22 protein-coding genes are annotated in these 18,311 nt (G+C 39.4%); 14 read left to right on the top strand and 8 right to left on the bottom strand.

Annotated elements, in window-relative coordinates:
• Nucleotides 1–49 precede the first annotated feature (49 nt).
• The 3 genes from N8L90_RS07770 to N8L90_RS07760 form a co-directional block, all read right to left on the bottom strand.
• Nucleotides 50–874, bottom strand: a complete 825-nt coding sequence (locus N8L90_RS07770) for a peptidylprolyl isomerase (protein WP_261024931.1) — start codon at nucleotides 872–874, stop codon at nucleotides 50–52.
• Nucleotides 875–1,179: 305 nt separating this feature from the next.
• Nucleotides 1,180–1,404, bottom strand: a complete 225-nt coding sequence (locus N8L90_RS07765) for a helix-turn-helix transcriptional regulator (RefSeq protein WP_001041101.1) — start codon at nucleotides 1,402–1,404, stop codon at nucleotides 1,180–1,182.
• Between the two features lie 2 nt (nucleotides 1,405–1,406).
• A complete protein-coding gene (locus N8L90_RS07760; protein ID WP_261024930.1) occupies nucleotides 1,407–2,003 on the bottom strand; it encodes a hypothetical protein in 597 nt (198 codons plus the stop codon).
• Between the two features lie 805 nt (nucleotides 2,004–2,808).
• On the opposite strand from N8L90_RS07760, the gene rpsP reads away from it, so the two are divergent.
• The 6 genes from rpsP to N8L90_RS07730 all read left to right on the top strand — a co-directional run bounded on the left by rpsP (nucleotide 2,809) and on the right by N8L90_RS07730 (nucleotide 5,929).
• Nucleotides 2,809–3,081, top strand: a complete 273-nt coding sequence (gene rpsP / locus N8L90_RS07755; protein WP_000268760.1) for a 30S ribosomal protein S16 — start codon at nucleotides 2,809–2,811, stop codon at nucleotides 3,079–3,081.
• A 19-nt stretch (nucleotides 3,082–3,100) separates the two neighbouring features.
• On the top strand, nucleotides 3,101–3,340 hold the full coding sequence (kphA, locus tag N8L90_RS07750; RefSeq protein ID WP_000379617.1) for an RNA-binding protein KphA: 240 nt from the start codon (nucleotides 3,101–3,103) through the stop codon (nucleotides 3,338–3,340).
• Nucleotides 3,341–3,532: 192 nt separating this feature from the next.
• Nucleotides 3,533–4,321, top strand: coding sequence for an alpha/beta fold hydrolase (locus N8L90_RS07745; protein ID WP_261024929.1), 789 nt, complete (start codon nucleotides 3,533–3,535; stop codon nucleotides 4,319–4,321).
• 30 nt (nucleotides 4,322–4,351) lie between these two features.
• The gene (rimM, locus tag N8L90_RS07740) at nucleotides 4,352–4,870 is read left to right on the top strand and encodes a ribosome maturation factor RimM (RefSeq protein ID WP_001105892.1); all 519 of its coding nucleotides are present in this window, start codon (nucleotides 4,352–4,354) and stop codon (nucleotides 4,868–4,870) included.
• Nucleotides 4,860–5,579, top strand: coding sequence for a tRNA (guanosine(37)-N1)-methyltransferase TrmD (gene trmD, locus N8L90_RS07735; RefSeq protein ID WP_261024928.1), 720 nt, complete (start codon nucleotides 4,860–4,862; stop codon nucleotides 5,577–5,579). Before rimM ends, trmD begins: the two co-directional genes overlap by 11 nt.
• Before the next feature lie 11 nt (nucleotides 5,580–5,590).
• Entirely contained in the window at nucleotides 5,591–5,929 is a 339-nt protein-coding gene (locus N8L90_RS07730; RefSeq protein ID WP_001196040.1) for an ATP cone domain-containing protein, read from the top strand.
• Nucleotides 5,930–5,959: 30 nt separating this feature from the next.
• On the opposite strand, the gene N8L90_RS07725 is transcribed toward N8L90_RS07730, so the two are convergent.
• A complete protein-coding gene (locus tag N8L90_RS07725) occupies nucleotides 5,960–6,280 on the bottom strand; it encodes a hypothetical protein (RefSeq protein ID WP_261012645.1) in 321 nt (106 codons plus the stop codon).
• 97 nt (nucleotides 6,281–6,377) lie between these two features.
• Between N8L90_RS07725 and N8L90_RS07720 the strand changes: the two genes are divergently transcribed.
• Nucleotides 6,378–6,593, top strand: a complete 216-nt coding sequence (locus tag N8L90_RS07720) for a YdbC family protein (protein ID WP_000807422.1) — start codon at nucleotides 6,378–6,380, stop codon at nucleotides 6,591–6,593.
• Nucleotides 6,594–6,645: 52 nt separating this feature from the next.
• On the opposite strand, the gene N8L90_RS07715 is transcribed toward N8L90_RS07720, so the two are convergent.
• Together N8L90_RS07715 and gor are read right to left on the bottom strand one after the other, a co-directional pair.
• On the bottom strand, nucleotides 6,646–7,182 hold the full coding sequence (locus N8L90_RS07715; protein ID WP_261024927.1) for a biotin transporter BioY: 537 nt from the start codon (nucleotides 7,180–7,182) through the stop codon (nucleotides 6,646–6,648).
• 188 nt (nucleotides 7,183–7,370) lie between these two features.
• Nucleotides 7,371–8,717: a glutathione-disulfide reductase gene (gene gor / locus N8L90_RS07710; RefSeq protein ID WP_261024926.1), complete on the bottom strand. Its 1,347-nt coding sequence runs from the start codon at nucleotides 8,715–8,717 to the stop codon at nucleotides 7,371–7,373.
• Between the two features lie 289 nt (nucleotides 8,718–9,006).
• Here gor and N8L90_RS07705 point away from each other — a divergent pair, with 289 nt between their 5' ends.
• The 7 genes from N8L90_RS07705 to N8L90_RS07675 all read left to right on the top strand — a co-directional run bounded on the left by N8L90_RS07705 (nucleotide 9,007) and on the right by N8L90_RS07675 (nucleotide 16,797).
• Nucleotides 9,007–10,215 carry an efflux RND transporter periplasmic adaptor subunit gene (locus N8L90_RS07705; RefSeq protein WP_261024935.1) on the top strand — a complete coding sequence of 403 codons (1,209 nt, stop codon included), beginning with the start codon at nucleotides 9,007–9,009 and terminating at the stop codon, nucleotides 10,213–10,215.
• Entirely contained in the window at nucleotides 10,199–10,900 is a 702-nt protein-coding gene (locus N8L90_RS07700) for an ABC transporter ATP-binding protein (protein WP_261024925.1), read from the top strand. The genes N8L90_RS07705 and N8L90_RS07700 overlap by 17 nt, the downstream gene beginning before the upstream one ends.
• Nucleotide 10,901: 1 nt before the next feature.
• Nucleotides 10,902–12,161, top strand: coding sequence for an ABC transporter permease (locus N8L90_RS07695; RefSeq protein WP_261024923.1), 1,260 nt, complete (start codon nucleotides 10,902–10,904; stop codon nucleotides 12,159–12,161).
• Between the two features lie 123 nt (nucleotides 12,162–12,284).
• Nucleotides 12,285–14,282, top strand: coding sequence for a methionine--tRNA ligase (metG, locus tag N8L90_RS07690; RefSeq protein ID WP_261024922.1), 1,998 nt, complete (start codon nucleotides 12,285–12,287; stop codon nucleotides 14,280–14,282).
• Nucleotides 14,283–14,656: 374 nt separating this feature from the next.
• Nucleotides 14,657–14,977: a PadR family transcriptional regulator gene (locus tag N8L90_RS07685; protein ID WP_049495225.1), complete on the top strand. Its 321-nt coding sequence runs from the start codon at nucleotides 14,657–14,659 to the stop codon at nucleotides 14,975–14,977.
• Nucleotides 14,978–14,980: 3 nt separating this feature from the next.
• Nucleotides 14,981–15,796: a hypothetical protein gene (locus N8L90_RS07680; protein ID WP_153192485.1), complete on the top strand. Its 816-nt coding sequence runs from the start codon at nucleotides 14,981–14,983 to the stop codon at nucleotides 15,794–15,796.
• A gap of 74 nt (nucleotides 15,797–15,870) precedes the next feature.
• A complete protein-coding gene (locus N8L90_RS07675; protein ID WP_153192483.1) occupies nucleotides 15,871–16,797 on the top strand; it encodes an aldo/keto reductase in 927 nt (308 codons plus the stop codon).
• A 381-nt stretch (nucleotides 16,798–17,178) separates the two neighbouring features.
• Here N8L90_RS07675 and trhA read toward each other — a convergent pair whose 3' ends face one another.
• Nucleotides 17,179–17,826, bottom strand: a complete 648-nt coding sequence (gene trhA / locus N8L90_RS07670; RefSeq protein WP_101782583.1) for a PAQR family membrane homeostasis protein TrhA — start codon at nucleotides 17,824–17,826, stop codon at nucleotides 17,179–17,181.
• Nucleotides 17,823–18,269: a DUF1836 domain-containing protein gene (locus N8L90_RS07665; RefSeq protein WP_101782584.1), complete on the bottom strand. Its 447-nt coding sequence runs from the start codon at nucleotides 18,267–18,269 to the stop codon at nucleotides 17,823–17,825. Before N8L90_RS07665 ends, trhA begins: the two co-directional genes overlap by 4 nt.
• Nucleotides 18,270–18,311 lie beyond the last annotated feature (42 nt).

Raw genomic sequence — 18,311 nt, 5'->3', positions numbered from 1 at the left:
CGCGTCAACGTCGCCTTGCCGTACTCAAGTACAGCCTGCGGCTAGTTTCCTAGTTTGCTCTTTGATTTTCATTGAGTTTAAAATCGTAGTCTTTCACCACTTCGATGCTGTCGATTGTGATAGCAGTAGTTGGCTTGTCTTTTTCATCTTTTTCGGCTTTAGCAATCTTATCTACAACATCCATACCATCAATCACTTGACCAAAGACTGGGTGTTTGCCATCTAGACTAGGGTTTCCCCCTTCTTTATAGGCTTCGATGATTTTCTTTGGATACTTGCTTGTAGGGAGTTTAGCAGAGGTATCTGTAGAGTTTTGGTTGATGAAGAACTGGCTACCATTGGTGTTTGGTTGACCAGTATTAGCCATAGAAAGAGCACCACGGATGTTATAGAGATAAGGAGTAATCTCGTTCTTGAAACCAGTTCCCTTGTCTTTAGTCTTATCCTTGTCATGCCAGATAGACTGGCCACCTGTACCGTCCCCTTTTGGATCTCCGGTTTGGACCATAAAGCCATCGATGACACGGTGGAAGGTGATACCGTTATAGTAGCCTTCTTTGGCATGAGTAAGGAAGTTTTCAACTGCTAGAGGAGCGAGTTTAGGGAAGAGTTTAATGCGAATATCACCTTGGCTTGTGTGGAGAATCACTTCGGCTTCATCTTCAGCAACTTCTTTAGATAGTTGTGGGAAATTGGCGTTTTCGTTTGTTAAAGCATCGTTTAACTCCTTGGCAGATTGGGCAACTGCTTTGGAGCTTTCCTCAGCGGCCAAGCTAGAATCTACATAGTCATCACCACGCAGACTGCGTTGGATGCTGCTACACCCAGCTAGAGTTACGGTGGATAGTAAAAGAAGGGTTGCTAGTTTTTTCATTCTATTCCTCTCAAAAATTCATTTCTACCATTGTACCCTAAAAGGAAGGGGATTTCAAATGTTAGTGACAAGGTAGTTTTAGAGGAAGCCAACCAGAAAGTCGCTTGCTTAGGAGCATCAATGCCATAAGTGTACTCGAAGTAACTTGGAAAACAGGTCTTAAGAAAGCTCGTAAAGTATCACAATTAGTAAACGTTAATTCGAAAGCATTACTATATTTTAAAAGAGCACATTTTCAAAGGATTTTTTCTTTTGGCTTCAATTCCTAATTAATCAATGAACTTAATACTAGGTCTCGAAAAGAATTATGCTTCCTCTTGCTGTCTGAGTTCAAAGAGGTCTTCTACTTTTAGATTAAAAACTTGAGCAATTTTAAGAGCCATTTCCAGCGAAGGATTGTAACGATTATTTTCCAAGTGCAGAATTGTCTCGCGTCGCATGCCGATGCGGTCGGCTAACTCCTGCTGGGTCATGCCTGTGGACTCACGAACAGATTTGAGATTAGTAATAATCTTGCTTTCTTTGGCCATACTTATCCTCTACGTTCCAAGATAAAATAGACAACCGCAAAGATGAAAATCAAGGCAGCTATGCTAATAAATATCTGGCCTATGTAAAGAGTGAGAGGCCCCATATACCCAATGATAACTGCTAGGATCATCAGTGCGCCTAGTATAAAAACAAACATCAAGCTAGCTGCCTTGGCTAAATTAGCATAAAAGCGTTCGTCCGGAGTTTCCTTGACATTTTTCAAACAGAAAAAACCAAATACAATCACTTCAATAAAGAGGCCAATTCCCAAAATCCATTCTTTAATACCAGAACTTACGCTTGGGGTCGCAACCCAAATCCCTACTGTATAAAAAATGCTTGCTGCAAAAAAAAGTATCGTGTAAAGCTTAGCAGACAAGTCAAAAATAGTCTTTCCCTTACTTTTCTGACTCTTATGAGGCCATGGTTTCCTATGTAGCCAGCCCCAAATAGCTACAATCTGACCTAACACTGAAATACCAGCAATAACTAACTTGGGTCCCCAACTAAGATTAGAACCAAATAAAACAATAAAATCAATAAAGAGAGCTACGGCAATCATTGCAATGAGGCCACGCATTTTTTGACTTTTTTTCATGATAGACTCCTTTTTTGTGTTATAAATATATAACACTTAAATTTCATGTTACAAATATATCACATTTAAATTTAGAAAGCAAGAATTTATGTGCCAAGGTGGCAATTATTTGAAAAATTTTTTTAATAAAAGCCCTCGATAGTCAAACAACTAAAGAATTCTTTGAAGCAATGCATCGGATTTGGTTTGGATAGTTTCATTAATAATATTTGATGATAAAGAATTTTTGAAAAATCTGGATACTGTATGAATCTCTACTTTTTTTCTTATACTGTTATAAAGTCTTTCAGAATAAGCTTTGTAGGTGTAGAAGTTAATTTTTACAGAACCAAATTATTCCCCTATTTAGAATCTATTAATTCATATTTTATAAATTAATTAGTAGATATCATTCTTAAAATCCTTGATATTTCGCTTGGGAGCAGGCTTGGGATTTAGGAGCCAAGTATCCAAATCTCGTTCAGGCGATATGAAGGGTTTGAGTTGATGGTCTTTATAAAATGTTTCTAATACTCTTCGAAAATCAAATTCAAACTACGTCAGCTTTGCCTTGCCGTACTCAAGTACAGCCTGCGGCTAGCTTCCTAGTTTGCTCTTTGATTTTCATTGAGTATAAAATAGTATTCACGGCTAGCTTCTTTCAAACATTTATTTCCTACTTCTAACAAATTTATAAATGGTTTAAAAATTTTATAGTCTGTCAAGTTTTTTTCTTGACACTTGTCAGAAATCTGCTATAATAGAACATGTGCTAAATAGCTCAGCTATTTCACCGAAATAAAAAATAAGAAAAGAGACTTTAAAAATGGCAGTTAAAATCCGTTTGACTCGTATGGGTTCTAAGAAAAAACCTTTCTACCGTATCAACGTAGCAGATTCACGTTCACCACGTGATGGACGTTTCATCGAAACAGTTGGAACTTACAACCCACTTGTTGCTGAAAACCAAGTAACTTTGAAAGAAGACCGCGTTCTTGCATGGTTGGCTGATGGAGCTCAACCTTCAGATACAGTTCGCAACATCCTTTCAAAAGAAGGTGTATTGAAGAAATTCCACGATTCTAAATTCTCAAAATAAGTTTAAAGTAGGTTGACAGATGGATACGATTGAAAATCTCATTATTGCGATTGTGAAACCCTTGATTTCACAACCAGATGCCTTAACTATCAAGATTGAAGATACACCAGAGTTTTTGGAATATCATTTGGATCTTGATCAAAGCGATGTGGGTCGTGTAATCGGTCGTAAGGGTCGCACTATTTCTGCGATAAGAACGATTGTCTACTCTGTCCCAACTGAAGACAAAAAAGTAAGAATCGTTATTGACGAAAAATAAGAAGGGCGGGACGAATGTCTCGCTTTTTTGTGTGGAGAAGTTTAAAATAGCCTCATCAGGATTTGGAAGGATTTTTAGAGGGATAATATCTATAGTGTCTTTTTTCTCCAACTTGAGAAAATCCATGGAACGTGATAAAATAAAAGATAAGGATTTTTAATAATTCATTATATAGAATGAGTGGATTTCTTTGTGAAGAGGATTGATGTATCTACGAAAATTGGTAGTCTCTCTGTTACTTATCAAAAGCAAAAGAAAGTGCTAATTTGTCTAAACGGAGCAGGTTTGCTACCAAGTTATGAAAATTTTTCACTTATACTTGAAAAACTTCCTCCTACAATTGGTTATTTGACAATTGATTTTCCGAACACAGGTAGGAGTCCGATTCATGACCAAGCTGACAAAAATCTGGATAATCTTGTAGATGCAGTTTATGAAGTGCTTGAAGAATTGGAAGTTTCTGAATATATACTTTGTGCACATAGTTGGAGTGGAATTTTAGCTTGCAAATTACTCAAGAAACCAATTAAGTGTCAGGCTTTACTAGCAATTGAACCGACAACTAAAAACGTCATGTTTGCTGATTTTTTAGAAACTCCTTATCCAGAAATGGAAGAGCAGATGAGGCTGATTGACGAGTATGGTCCTGAACTTTATTTTAAGAACTTAACTCAAGCAACATTTAGCCCTGAAACGAATAAAGAAATCTGGGAAATAATGCAAGAAAAAGGCTTAGAGTTAGAAAAGCAAAATTCAGGATTTCAGATATCTGGAGAGATTACTGAGGAAGATTTTGAGGATGTATCAATACCAGATTGTATCCCTGTATTTGTTTTTTGTCAGCCTTATAGAGAAAAAGAGTACAGAGAATCAGAATATTGGACTTCCAATGCTAGACTCATTTTAGGAGGGAATCACCATTATTTACAATGGTCCGAATCCGAAAAAATTGCGACTATTATTCGAGAATTGTCCGAATAAGATGGAAAGAAGGAGACTACAGGAGACAAGATGAACTACTTTAATGTTGGGAAAATCGTCAATACGCAGGGGTTGCAGGGTGAGATGCGAGTCTTGTCTGTGACGGATTTTGCAGAAGAACGGTTTAAAAAAGGGGCTGAACTGGCTTTGTTTGATGAAAAAGATCAGTTTGTCCAAACAGTGACTATCGCTAGTCACCGTAAACAGAAGAACTTTGACATTATTAAATTCAAAGATATGTACCATATCAATGCTATCGAAAAGTACAAGGGATACAGTCTCAAGGTTGCTGAGGAAGATTTGAATGACCTAGACGATGGTGAATTTTATTATCACGAGATTATCGGTTTGGAAGTCTATGAGGGTGATAATTTGATTGGAACCATCAAGGAAATCCTACAACCAGGTGCCAACGATGTCTGGGTGGTCAAGCGAAAAGGCAAACGTGACTTGCTCTTGCCTTATATTCCACCAGTGGTTCTCAATGTTGATATTCCGAATAACCGTGTCGATGTGGAAATCTTAGAAGGGTTAGACGATGAAGATTGATATTTTAACCCTCTTTCCAGAGATGTTTTCTCCGCTGGAGCACTCAATCGTTGGAAAGGCTCGAGAAAAAGGGCTCTTGGATATCCAGTATCATAATTTTCGAGAAAATGCTGAAAAGGCCCGCCATGTCGACGATGAGCCATATGGAGGTGGTCAGGGGATGTTACTTCGCGCCCAACCCATTTTCGATACCTTTGACGCTATTGAAAAGAAAAATCCGCGCGTCATTCTCCTCGATCCTGCTGGAAAGCAGTTTGATCAGGCCTATGCTGAGGATTTGGCTCAAGAGGAAGAGTTAATCTTTATCTGTGGGCACTATGAGGGTTATGATGAGCGTATTAAGACCTTGGTGACAGATGAGATTTCCCTGGGCGACTATGTCTTAACTGGTGGAGAATTGGCGGCCATGACTATGATTGATGCTACGGTACGCCTGATTCCAGAAGTGATTGGTAAGGAGTCTAGCCACCAAGATGATAGTTTTTCTTCAGGCCTTCTCGAATATCCTCAATACACACGTCCCTATGATTATCGAGGCATGGTTGTCCCAGATGTTCTGATGAGCGGGCACCATGAAAAGATTCGTCAGTGGCGATTGTATGAGAGTTTAAAGAAAACCTACGAGCGCAGACCGGATTTGCTTGAACATTATCAACTGACAGCAGAAGAAGAAAAAATGCTGGCAGAAATCAAAGAAAACAAAGAATAAAGGAGATACCTATGCAAGTAATCAAACGTGATGGAGAAATTGCTGAATTTAATCCAGATAAGATTTACCAAGCTATCTTAAAGGCAGCTCAGACTGTCTATGTATTGACAGATGATTTGCGTCAAAACCTTGCACAAGTCACTAAGAAAGTGGTTTTGGATTTGGAAGAGGCTAAGGTGGAACGTGCTACCATCAGCATGATTCAGTCTATGGTTGAACATCGTTTACTGGGTGCAGGTTACATTACCATTGCAGAACATTACATTTCCTATCGTCTACAACGTGACTTGGAAAGAAGTGGTTATGGAGATCATATCGCAGTTCATTTACATTTTGAACAAATTCGCTAAGAAAAAAGAGTGGGATGAAGCAACTACATCTCACTCTTTCTTAAATCTATTTTTTTGGGCTGTTTGGACGGTTGAAGGGACAAATCGTAGGCGTTGAATATCGCTTATGCGGATAATACGGGTCACATTTTTGGCAAAATTTTTCACGATAATTTGCTGGCGTTGCTGATCGTATTTGATGATGTCACCTGTAAAGCTTGCCTCAGACAAGATAAGGTGAACAGCAGTTTGTTTCTGGATAGCCTCTTCAATGGTGGCTGTAAGGGAGTTGCTTTCAGTATGGTCTGGTTCTTCATGTCCATTTAAAAAGTCATGTATTTTATCTATAACTTGCTGGAATTTATGTCTCATATTGGCCTCCCTTCTTTTATACCATATTATATAAAATTTTCCTAAAATCTACAAGATTTTACGAATAATCAAATGAAAGCTAAAAAAGGAGAAGAAAATGGCAGAATTTACATTTGAAATCGAAGAGCACTTGTTGACTCTTTCTGAAAACGAAAAAGGTTGGACCAAGGAAATCAACCGTGTGAGCTTTAATGGTGCTCCTGCAAAGTTTGATATTCGTGCTTGGAGTCCAGATCATACTAAAATGGGCAAAGGGATTACTCTTTCAAATGAAGAATTTCAAACGATGGTTGATGCCTTTAAAGGCAACTAAGTTTTCAAAATGAAAGAAAAGGATATTGAGTCATGATAACTCAATATCCTTTTTAGTTAGTAAAGTAAGCCTGATTTTTAAGGCGTTGAAGTAATGGACGGCTAATAAAACTAATAGCAATAATTTTACCAAGGTCTGGAATGATAAAGGGAAGAACTCCCACAGCAAGAGCTTTTTCAAATGCCATTCCAGCTAGGAAATGCAAGCTGAGAATCCCGCCGACAAAGACAAGGGTATCACCCAAGAGGTTTGCAAGAAAAATCTTAACAACACCACTCTTGCTGTTGGTTAGAGAAGAAGTAAGTCCAGAGTATACAAGATAAAACCAAAGATAGCCTGCAGTAGGACCAATCAAAGCATGAAATCCAGCTCCACCTCCTGCAAAGACAGGAAGACCGATAGCACCTAGAAGAAGATAGAGTCCAACAGAAAGTACAGCCTCTCTCGGTCTAAAGACAGTAGCAATCAGGCCGATTGCAAAGTTTTGCAGAGTGAAGGGAACAGGTCCAATTGGAAGACTGATTTGTGCTAAAACAGCAATGAGAACAGCCCCAATAGCAGGGATAGCATAAACGTGAGCTTTTTTCAAAATAGTTAACCTCTTTTCTGATGTATAGTAACAATTATACTCGTAGGAGAATCATTGTCAACCTGTTTTTGAAAATAAGGTAACAAAAGCTGTAACGGCCGATTTGCTGACTGGGTAAGTTGTTTTCATCGATTCGTAAATCATCAAAAAAGAAGCAGACACAGTTGTATCAGCTTCTTTTATTTCGATTAACGCATGGTTACAAATTCTTCGGATGCAGTTGGGTGAATCGCTACGGTTGCATCAAAGTCTGCTTTGGTTGCTCCCATTTTGATAGCAACGGCAAATCCTTGAATCATTTCATCAACGCCGTAGCCAATTCCATGAAGTCCGACAACTTTTTCTTCTGAACCAGCTGTTATCAATTTGAAACGAGTTTCTTGACGGTTGCAAGTGCAAGCAGAGTACATAGAAGTAAAGCTTGATTTATAAACCTTGATTTGTTCTTGACCGTATTCTTTAATAGCTTGCTCTTCTGTCAAACCAACAGTTCCGATAGCAGGGTGTGAAAAGACAACAGTTGGAATAGTTGAGTAGTCCATTTTTGCAGTTGTTTTTCCGTTAAAGAGACGTTCAGATAGGGTACGTCCAGCCTTGATAGCAACTGGAGTCAGTTCTTTTTCGCCTGTTACATCACCTAGAGCATAGATTCCCTCAACAACAGTATTTTGGTATTCATCCACTTGGATAAAGCCACGTTCATTCAGAGTTACTCCAGCTTTTTCAAGTTGCAAGCTCTTAACGTTTGGACGGCGACCTGTAGCCCAGATAACTTGGCTAGCTGTGTGACTAGTACCATCTTCGAAATGAATAGTAATGCCTTCAGCAGTTTTTTCTAACTTGACAGGGACTTTGTGAGTATGAAGTGGCAAGTTTGTTCTTTCCATTTCCTTTACCAAACCTTCAACGATGTAAGAATCAAAACCACGTAAAGGACGATCACGACGAACAAAGAGGTCTGTCTTGACACCAAAGGTGTGGAGTACGCCAGCCAATTCAACGGCAATATAACCCGCGCCTAGAATAGCAACTGATTCTGGCAATTCTTCCCAGGCAAATACATCATCAGAAGAGCCACCTAGCTCAGCACCAGGAATATTTGGAATACTTGGATGGGCACCAGTAGCAATCACGATATGTTTAGCACGAATGAGTTCACCATTTACGCTAACAGTATGAGAATCTACAAATTCAGCATGACCTTCAATCAAGTCTACTCCGTTGCGTTTAAAACTGCCATCATAAGAAGAACGAGCGCGATCGATGTAGGCTTCACGATTGCGACGTAGGGTTGCAAAGTCAAAGTTAAGATCAGTAGTTTTAAAACCGTAGTCTTCTCCAAATTGATGGAAAGTCTCAGAGATTTGCGCCCCGTACCACATGATTTTTTTAGGAACACAACCGACATTGACACATGTTCCGCCTAGTTTCTTTTCCTCAATAACGGCCGCTTTGGCTCCGTGTTCACCAGCACGGTTCATGGTAGCAATTCCTCCGCTACCTCCACCGATAGCAATGATATCATATTCTCTCATTGAAAACTCCTTTATACTCTTTTAAATAGTAGAGTGTCATTTTTTGATAGTCATATTCTATCTTTTTTTTGATTTGATTGCAAAAATCTGCTACGTTCAAAAAATTTAAAGAAAAGGCTTGCAAAAAAGAAAAATAAAGTGTATTATATAACTAGTACAACGATTGTAAAATAAATTCCGAACAATAATTAAATCCTGAAATGTCATTATTTCGTTCTGAAATGTTATTGTTTCAAATTGATAATTTTTGTATAATATTGTTAAGAACTTTAAATCAAAAAGGAGTTTCATTATGAAAAAGAATGGTAAAGCTAAAAAGTGGCAATTGTATGCAGCAATTGGTGCTGCAAGTGTAGTTGTATTGGGTGCTGGGGGCATTTTGCTCTTTAGACAACCTTCTCAGACTGCTGTAAAAGATGAGGCTACTCATCTTGTTGTTGCTAAGGAAGGAAGCGTGGCATCCTCTGTTTTATTATCAGGGACAGTAACAGCAAAAAATGAACAGTATGTTTATTTTGATGCTAGTAAAGGAGATTTAGATGAAATCCTTGTTTCTGTGGGTGATAAGGTCAGCGAAGGGCAGGCTTTAGTCAAGTACAGTAGTTCAGAAGCCCAGGCGGCCTATGATTCAGCCAGTCGAGCAGTTGCGAAGGCAGATCGTCATATCAATGAACTCAATCAAGCACGAAATGAAGCTGCTTCAGCTCCGGCTCCACAGTTGCCAACGCCAGCAGGAGGCGAAGGAGCTGCAGGGCAAACTCCAGCTCCAGTCTCAGGAAATTCAGTGTCATCTATTGATGCTCAACTAGGTGATGCTCGTGATGCTCGTGCAGATGCAGCAGCACAATTAAGTAAGGCTCAAAGTCAGTTGGATGCCATGACGGTTCTCAGTACCCTAGAGGGAACTGTGGTCGAAGTCAACCGTAATGTTTCTAAATCTCCAACTGGAGCTAGCCAAGTGGTAGTGCATGTCGTAAGTAATGAAAACTTGCAAGTTAAGGGGGAACTATCTGAATATAACCTTGCCAACCTCTCTGTAGGACAAGAAGTAACCTTTACTTCTAAAGTTTACCAAGATAAGAGCTGGACTGGTAAGATTAGCTACATTTCTGACTACCCTAAAAACAATGGTGAAGCAGCAAGTGCAGCTACTGCCGCAGCAGGTGGTAATTCTGGTTCTAAATATCCATATACCATCGATGTTACAAGTGAAATCGGTGACTTGAAACAAGGATTCTCAGTAAGTGTTGAGGTCAAGAATAAGAGTAAAGCCATTTTGGTTCCTCTAACAAGTGTTGTGACTGAAAATGATAAGAACTATGTCTGGGTGCTTGACGAGCAGAAAAAGGCCAAGAAAGTGGAAGTTGGTTTGGGTAATGCTGATGCAGACAACCAAGAAATCACTTCAGGTCTGACAAATGGAGTCAAGGTCATCAGTAACCCAACGTCTTCTCTAGAGGAAGGAAAAGAGGTGAAGGCTGATGAAGCAACTAATTAGTCTAAAAAATATCTGCAGAAGTTACCGTAATGGCGACCAAGAACTGCAGGTACTTAAAAATATTAACCTTGAAGTGAATGAGGGTGAATTCGTTGCTATCATGGGACCATCTGGTTCTGGTAAGTCTACTCTCATGAATACGATTGGTATGTTGGATACACCAAGCAGTGGAGAATATTATCTTGAAGGTCAGGAAGTGGCGGGACTAGGTGAAAAACAACTAGCCAAGGTCCGCAACCAACAAATCGGATTTGTCTTTCAACAGTTCTTTCTTCTATCTAAACTCAATGCTCTGCAAAATGTAGAATTGCCCTTGATTTACGCAGGAGTTTCATCTTCAAAACGTCGCAAGTTAGCCGAGGAATATTTAGATAAGGTTGAATTGACAGAACGTAGTCACCATTTACCTTCAGAATTATCTGGAGGTCAAAAGCAACGTGTAGCTATTGCGCGTGCCTTGGTAAACAATCCTTCTATTATCCTAGCAGACGAACCGACAGGAGCCTTGGATACCCAAACAGGGAACCAAATTATGCAACTATTGGTTGACTTGAACAAAGAAGGAAAAACTATTATCATGGTAACGCATGAGCCTGAAATAGCTGCTTATGCTAAACGCCAGATTGTCATTCGAGATGGAGTTATTTCGTCTGACAGTGCGCAGTTAGAAAAGGAGGAAAACTAAGATGCAGAATCTGAAATTTGCCTTTTCATCTATCATGGCCCACAAGATGCGCTCTTTTCTCACTATGATTGGGATTATCATTGGTGTTTCATCAGTTGTTGTGATTATGGCTCTGGGGGATTCCATGTCTCGTCAGGTCAATAAAAACATGACCAAGTCACAGAAGAATATCCATGTCTTTTTCTCGCCTATTAAAAGTAAAGACGGTTCTTTTACCCAAAAACAATCAGCTTTGACAGTTTCTGGGAAAGAAGAGGAAGTTCCTGTTGAACCACCAAAACCGCAAGAAGCTTGGGTCAAGGAGGCAGCAAAACTTAAGGGTGTGGATAGTTACTATGTAACCAACTCAACAAATACCACCCTATCCTATAAAGATAAAAAAGTGGAGCGCGCTAGCTTGACGGGTGGGAATATTACCTACATGAAGGCGGTTGAAAATGAAATTGTTGCAGGCCGAAGTCTTATAGCTCAGGATTATAAAGATGTCGCTAGTGTCATTTTACTAGACCAAGAACTTGCTAATAGTCTGTTTGGGTCAGCTCAAGAAGCTGTTAACCAGATTATAGATGTCGGTGGCTTTAGTTATCGTGTCATTGGTGTCTATACTAGCGATGAGGCCAAGACTGCCAAGACTTTTGGTATTGGTGGACTTCCGATTACGACTAATATTTCTCTTGCCAATAACTTCAATATGGATGAAATTTCTGATATTGTCTTCCGTGTCAATGATACTAGTTTGACACCAACTGTGGGACCAGAATTAGCTAGAAAATTGACCGAGATTGCTGGTATTCAGCAAGGGGAGTATCAGGTGGCAGATGCGACTGCAGCCTTCCAAGAAGTACAACAACTTTTTGGATTTATGACGACGGTTATTAGTGCCATCGCAGGAATTTCTCTCTTTGTTGGAGGGACTGGTGTTATGAACATCATGCTGGTTTCGGTGACAGAGCGTACTCGTGAGATTGGTCTCCGTAAGGCTTTGGGTGCGACACGTGCTAATATTTTAATCCAATTTTTGATTGAATCCATGATTTTGACCTTGTTAGGCGGAGTCATTGGTTTAACCATTGCGACAGGCTTAACCGCTATAGCTGGTATACTATTACAAGGTTTGATTGCGGGTATAGAGGTGGGAGTGTCAATCCCGGTTGCCCTATTTAGTCTTGCAGTTTCGGCTAGTGTTGGTATGATTTTTGGAGTCTTGCCAGCCAACAAGGCATCGAAACTTGATCCAATTGAAGCCCTTCGATATGAATAAGATCAACAAGATGGACGCTTGTCTATCTTGTTTTTGTATGGATTTCCCTATCGAAAATTCTTAAAAATGTGATATAATGAAGTGTTAGAAAAACAGGTTTCATTTGCCTGGAAAGGAAAAATTATGTCTGAAAAGAATTTTTATATTACAACGCCGATATACTATCCATCTGGAAAACTTCATATCGGATCTGCCTACACAACCATCGCCTGTGATGTCTTAGCGCGTTACAAACGCCTGATGGGCTACGATGTCTTTTATCTGACAGGTCTTGATGAGCATGGTCAAAAGATTCAACAAAAAGCAGAAGAAGCTGGAATTACACCTCAAGCCTATGTTGATGGAATGGCAGTTGGAGTTAAAGAACTCTGGCAATTACTAGATATCTCATACGATAAATTTATCCGTACAACTGATGACTACCATGAAAAAGTTGTCGCACAAGTCTTTGAACGCTTACTTGCTCAAGATGACATCTATTTGGGTGAATATTCTGGTTGGTACTCAGTCTCAGATGAGGAATTCTTTACAGAAAGTCAGCTTGCAGAAGTATTCCGTGATGAAGCTGGAAATGTGACTGGTGGTATCGCTCCATCAGGTCATGAGGTTGAATGGGTTTCAGAAGAATCTTACTTCCTTCGCCTCAGCAAATACCAAGACCGCTTGGTCGAATTTTTCAAAGCTCATCCTGAATTTATCACTCCAGATGGTCGTCTGAATGAAATGCTTCGCAACTTCATCGAGCCAGGTTTGGAAGATTTGGCAGTTTCTCGTACAACCTTTACATGGGGTGTGCCAGTGCCATCTAATCCAAAACACGTTGTCTATGTTTGGATTGATGCCCTTCTTAACTATGCGACAGCTCTTGGCTACGGTCAAGATGAACATGGTAACTTTGACAAATTCTGGAATGGAACAGTCTTCCACATGGTAGGAAAAGACATCCTTCGTTTCCACTCAATCTACTGGCCAATCCTTCTTATGATGTTAGATATCAAATTGCCAGATCGTTTGATTGCTCACGGTTGGTTCGTCATGAAAGACGGCAAAATGTCTAAATCTAAAGGGAATGTCGTTTACCCTGAAATGTTGGTAGAGCGTTATGGACTAGATCCACTTCGTTACTACCTCATGCGTAGCCTTCCAGTTGGTTCAGATGGAACCTTCACTCCAGAAGACTATGTAGGCCGTATCAACTACGAATTGGCCAATGACCTTGGGAACCTCCTTAATCGTACGGTTTCTATGATTAATAAATACTTTGACGGGCAAGTCCCTGCCTATGTAGAGGGTGTAACAGAGTTTGACAATGCTCTTGCTCAAGTAGCTGCTGAATCAATCGCTGACTACCACACTCACATGGAAGCAGTTGACTACCCACGTGCCCTAGAAGCAGTATGGACTCTTATTTCACGTACTAATAAATACATCGATGAGACCGCACCATGGGTCTTGGCCAAGGATGAAGCACTTCGTGACCAATTAGCAAGTGTCATGAGCCACTTGGCAGCTAGCCTTCGCGTCGTAGCACACTTGATTGAGCCATTTATGATGGAAACCAGTCGTGCAGTTTTGACTCAACTTGGTTTAGCAGAAGTTGCTAGCCTTGAGAACTTGAGCTTGGCTGACTTCCCTGCAGGTGTAACTGTAGTTTCCAAAGGGACACCAATCTTCCCCCGTCTGGATATGGAAGAAGAAATCGCCTATATCAAGGAACAAATGGAAGGTAACAAACCAGCAGTCGAGAAAGAATGGAATCCAGATGAAGTTGAACTCAAACTAAACAAGGAAGAAATCAAGTTTGAAGACTTTGATAAGGTTGAAATCCGTGTTGCAGAAGTCAAAGAAGTTTCCAAAGTGGAAGGTTCAGATAAGTTACTTCAATTCCGCTTGGATGCTGGTGATGGTGAAGATCGTCAAATTCTTTCAGGAATTGCAAAATACTATCCAAATGAACAAGAATTGGTCGGCAAGAAAGTCCAAATTGTTGCTAACCTCAAACCTCGTAAAATGATGAAGAAATATGTCAGCCAAGGTATGATCCTATCAGCTGAACATGATGGACAATTAACCCTTCTTACAGTTGATCCAGCTGTACCAAACGGAAGTGTGATTGGGTAAAAATAGACAGGACTAGTTCATGCTAGTTCTGTTTTTTATTTACACTCAATGAAAATCAAAGAGTAAACTAGGAAGCTAGCCGCAGGTTGCTCAAAGCACTGCTTTGAGGTTGTAGATGAAACTGACAAAGTCAGCTCAAAACACTGTTTTGAGGTTGTGGATAGAACTGACGAAGTCAGCTCAAAACACTGTTTTGAGGTTGGGGATAGAACTGACGAAGTCAGTAACCATACATACGGTAAGGCGATGCTGACGTGGTTTGAAGAGATTTTCGAAGAGCATTAACTATTATGCTTTACAAACTAGTGTGAAAGTGGTATATTATAGATGAAGCTACTAGTAGGTATTACAAAATAGATTAGAAGGGAGAAGGGATGAAAGAAACTCAACTATTAAAAGGTGTTCTTGAAGGTTGTGTCTTGGATATGATTGGTCAAAAAGAGCGGTATGGTTATGAGTTGGTTCAAACTTTGCGAGATGCTGGATTTGACACTATCGTTCCAGGAACTATTTATCCTTTGTTGCAAAAGTTAGAAAAAAATCAATGGATAAGAGGCGACATGCGCCCGTCGCCAGATGGTCCAGATCGGAAGTATTTTTCGTTAACCAAAGAAGGAGAAGAGCGTGTCTCGGTCTTTTGGCAACAATGGGACGATTTGAGTCAAAAAGTAGAAGGAATTAAGAATGGGGGTTAAACCATGAAGAAAATGAAGTATTACGAAGAAACAAGCGCTTTGTTGCATGAGTTTTCTGAGGAGAATCAGCAGTATTTTGAGGAGCTGTGGGATAGTTTTAATCTTGCTGGATTTCTCTATGATGAGGACTATCTCAGAGAGCAGATTTATTTGATGATGTTAGATTTCTCAGAAGCAGAACGAGATGGCATGAGTGCAGAGGAGTATCTAGGTAAGAATCCTAAAAAATTAATGAAAGAGATGCTCAGGGAAGTACCTCGCAGTTCTATCAAGGAGTCCCTTTTGACGCCAATTCTTGTCTTAGCGGTATTACGTTATTATCAGCTACTAAGTGATTTTTCTAAAGGTCCTCTCTTAACAGTCAATTTGCTTACATTTTTAGGGCAACTTCTTATTTTTCTGATTGGATTTGGACTTGTGGCCACAATCTTACGTTGGGGCTTAGTTCAAGATTCTCCTAAAATGAAAATTGGCACCTATATTGTCGTTGGGATTCTTGTTCTGCTAGTTGTTCTGGGATATGTAGGAATAGGAAGTTTTGTACAAGAAGGAGCATTTTATCTTCCTGCTCCCTGGGATAGTTTCCTTGTTTTTACGCTTTCTCTAGTCATCAGTATTTGGAATTGGAAAGAAGATTTTTTTCGTCCCTTTAACAGTATGATTGTTGCCCAGCTTATTGTAGGTTCTCTGCTCCGTTACTATGAGTGGATGGGAATTTCAAATGTTTTTCTTACAAAGATTATTCCTTTAGCTGTTCTCTTTATTGGTATCTTTCTCTTTTTCCGTGGGTTTAAGAAGATAAAATGGAGTGAAATATAGTCAAAAAGCCGTTGCAAAGCGGTTTTTTGTTATAATGAAGGGAAGAATGTTAGAAATTAAAGGAGAAAAATTTGATGAGGTACATAACTCTTGGTCAAGATGACAAAGAATTATCAGAAATTGTTCTCGGAATGATGAGAATAGAAGATAAGTCTGTAAAAGAAGTTGAAGAGCTTGTAGAAACAGCACTTTCTGTTGGAATCAATGCTTTTGACTTGGCTGATATTTATGGTCGTGGTCGTTGTGAAGAACTGTTAGGTCTCGTCCTAAAAAATCGTCCAGATTTAAGAGAAGAAATGTGGATTCAGTCAAAATGTGGCATTCGCATTGAAGAATTTACCTATTTTGATTTTTCTAAGAACTATATTATAAAATCAGTAGACGGAATTTTGCAAAGATTGAAGATTGATCATCTAGATAGCTTGCTCCTTCATCGACCAGATGCTTTGATGGAGTCTGACCAAGTAGCAGAAGCCTTTGATCTTCTTTATAAACAAGGTAAGGTTCGAGATTTTGGAGTTTCTAATCAAAATCCTATGATGATGGAGTTGCTTAAAAAAGATGTCAAGCAGCCGTTAGCTGTTAATCAGTTACAATTGAGTGCGGCTTTTACTCCAGGATTCGAATCAGGTTTTCATGTTAATATGGAAGATAGTCAAGCAGCTATGCGAGATGGCAGCATTTTTGAATATTGCAAATTACACGATGTGGTCATTCAAGCATGGTCTGTCTTACAATTTGGGTATTTTAAAGGGAATTTTGTTGGAAATGAGAAATTTCAAGCTTTAAATCAAGTACTTGATCGTTTAGCTATTAAATATGGAGTAACCTCTTCAACTATTGCCATTTCTTGGATATTGCGTTATCCAGCAAAAATGCAGGCAGTGGTAGGAACAACAAATCCTAAGCACTTGAGAGAAGTTAGCCAAGCGGCAAACTTTAGCTTAACAAGAAAAGAATGGTATGAAATTTATCTTGCAGCAGGGAATAATTTACCTTAGGCAAAAATGCATTTAAAGAAATTACAGTCAAAAAAACGTTGCAAAACGTTTTTTTTGTTATGTGACCATTTGTCTGTCTTGATTCGTTAGGTACGGTTCATTAACGGATGATTATGATTTAATACTCAATGAAAATCAAAAAGCAAACTAGGAAGCTAGCCACAGGGTGTACTTGAGTACGGTAAGGCGACGCTGACGTGGTTTGAAGAGATTTTCGAAGAGTATAACTATTCTGATTTACATACTATCAGGGAAGCAGTATCCCATAATTGACGGCACGCTAGTAGGTACTATAAAATGGACTAGAGTACTTTTTTTGATTGGGTATAAAACATCATAGAGAATAAAAAATAGGTTAGGATTTTTTCTCCTAACCTATTTTTACATGAAATAAACAATGGCAATGTACTGGAGGGCAGATGCTGCTAGGATAAAGAGATGCCAAATCATGTGGAAATAAGGTTTTTTCTTGGCGTAAAATCCAGCCCCAACTGTATAACAGAGTCCGCCAGTTACCATGAGACTCCAGAAAATTGGCGTTGTTTGACTGATAATGGCAGGAATGATAGCCAGAACCAACCAGCCCATAATCAGGTAAAGAGCAAGGCTGAATTTCTCATTGACCTTTTTAGCAAAGATTTTATAGAGAATACCAAAGATGGTCGTTCCCCATTGAATGACAATAATTAGATAGCCAAACCAGTTATTCATCAAAGTCAGTACGACAGGTGTATAAGAGCCAGCAATGGCAACATAAATCATAGAATGGTCAATAATTCTCAAGACATATTTGTGGGTTGAACCATAGGCCATAGAGTGATAAATGGTGGATGAGAGGAACATGAGAAAGAGACTAATAACGAAAATGGAAACGCCGATAGATGATAAAAATCCGTGTGCCTCATAACTATAGGTGGATGAAATAGGCAGTAAGATGAGCATGATGATTGAACCTACGGCATGGGTCACGCTATTAGCAATCTCCTCTCCAAAACTGAGTTGTTTGCTGAGTTTAAGACTAGTGTTCATTTGATTACCTCCTCTTGAGTATGATCGATTAAGGCTAGAGTTTGATGATAGAGTTTAACGGTTTTGCAGCTGGTTTGGATAATGGGGTTAGCTGGGTCAATTCCTTGGTTCATGTAGTCCACAAAAGCATCGTAGAGTTGGTCTGAACTTGCTTGAGTTTGGAGAGTATTCAGTGTCTGAGCGATTTCTTGGATTGAAAAGACAGACTTTAGGGTTGTGATAGCAATCAGACGGGCAATCTGTTGGCGTTGGTATTTTTTCTTGTCAGGCTTTGTCAGGTAACCATGTTTCACATAATTATTAACCATAGATGCTGTCAGGCCCTTGTCTTTATCAGGAGAGATAGGGGCGCAGACCTGATTGACATAGAGTAAAACCTGGTCTAGATAGAGGTCAATGTTTGGAATTTCTGCCCATTTTGGGTAGGAAAAGGTAGTTTTCATTTCCAACTCCTTTTTATCTAGTTTTAATAACTAGATTATAAA

The organism is Streptococcus mitis, assembly GCF_946190115.1.
GTDB lineage: Bacteria > Bacillota > Bacilli > Lactobacillales > Streptococcaceae > Streptococcus > Streptococcus mitis_CO.
Note: the sequence above shows the minus strand (reverse complement) of the source record. Positions and strands in the feature narration are given on the sequence as shown.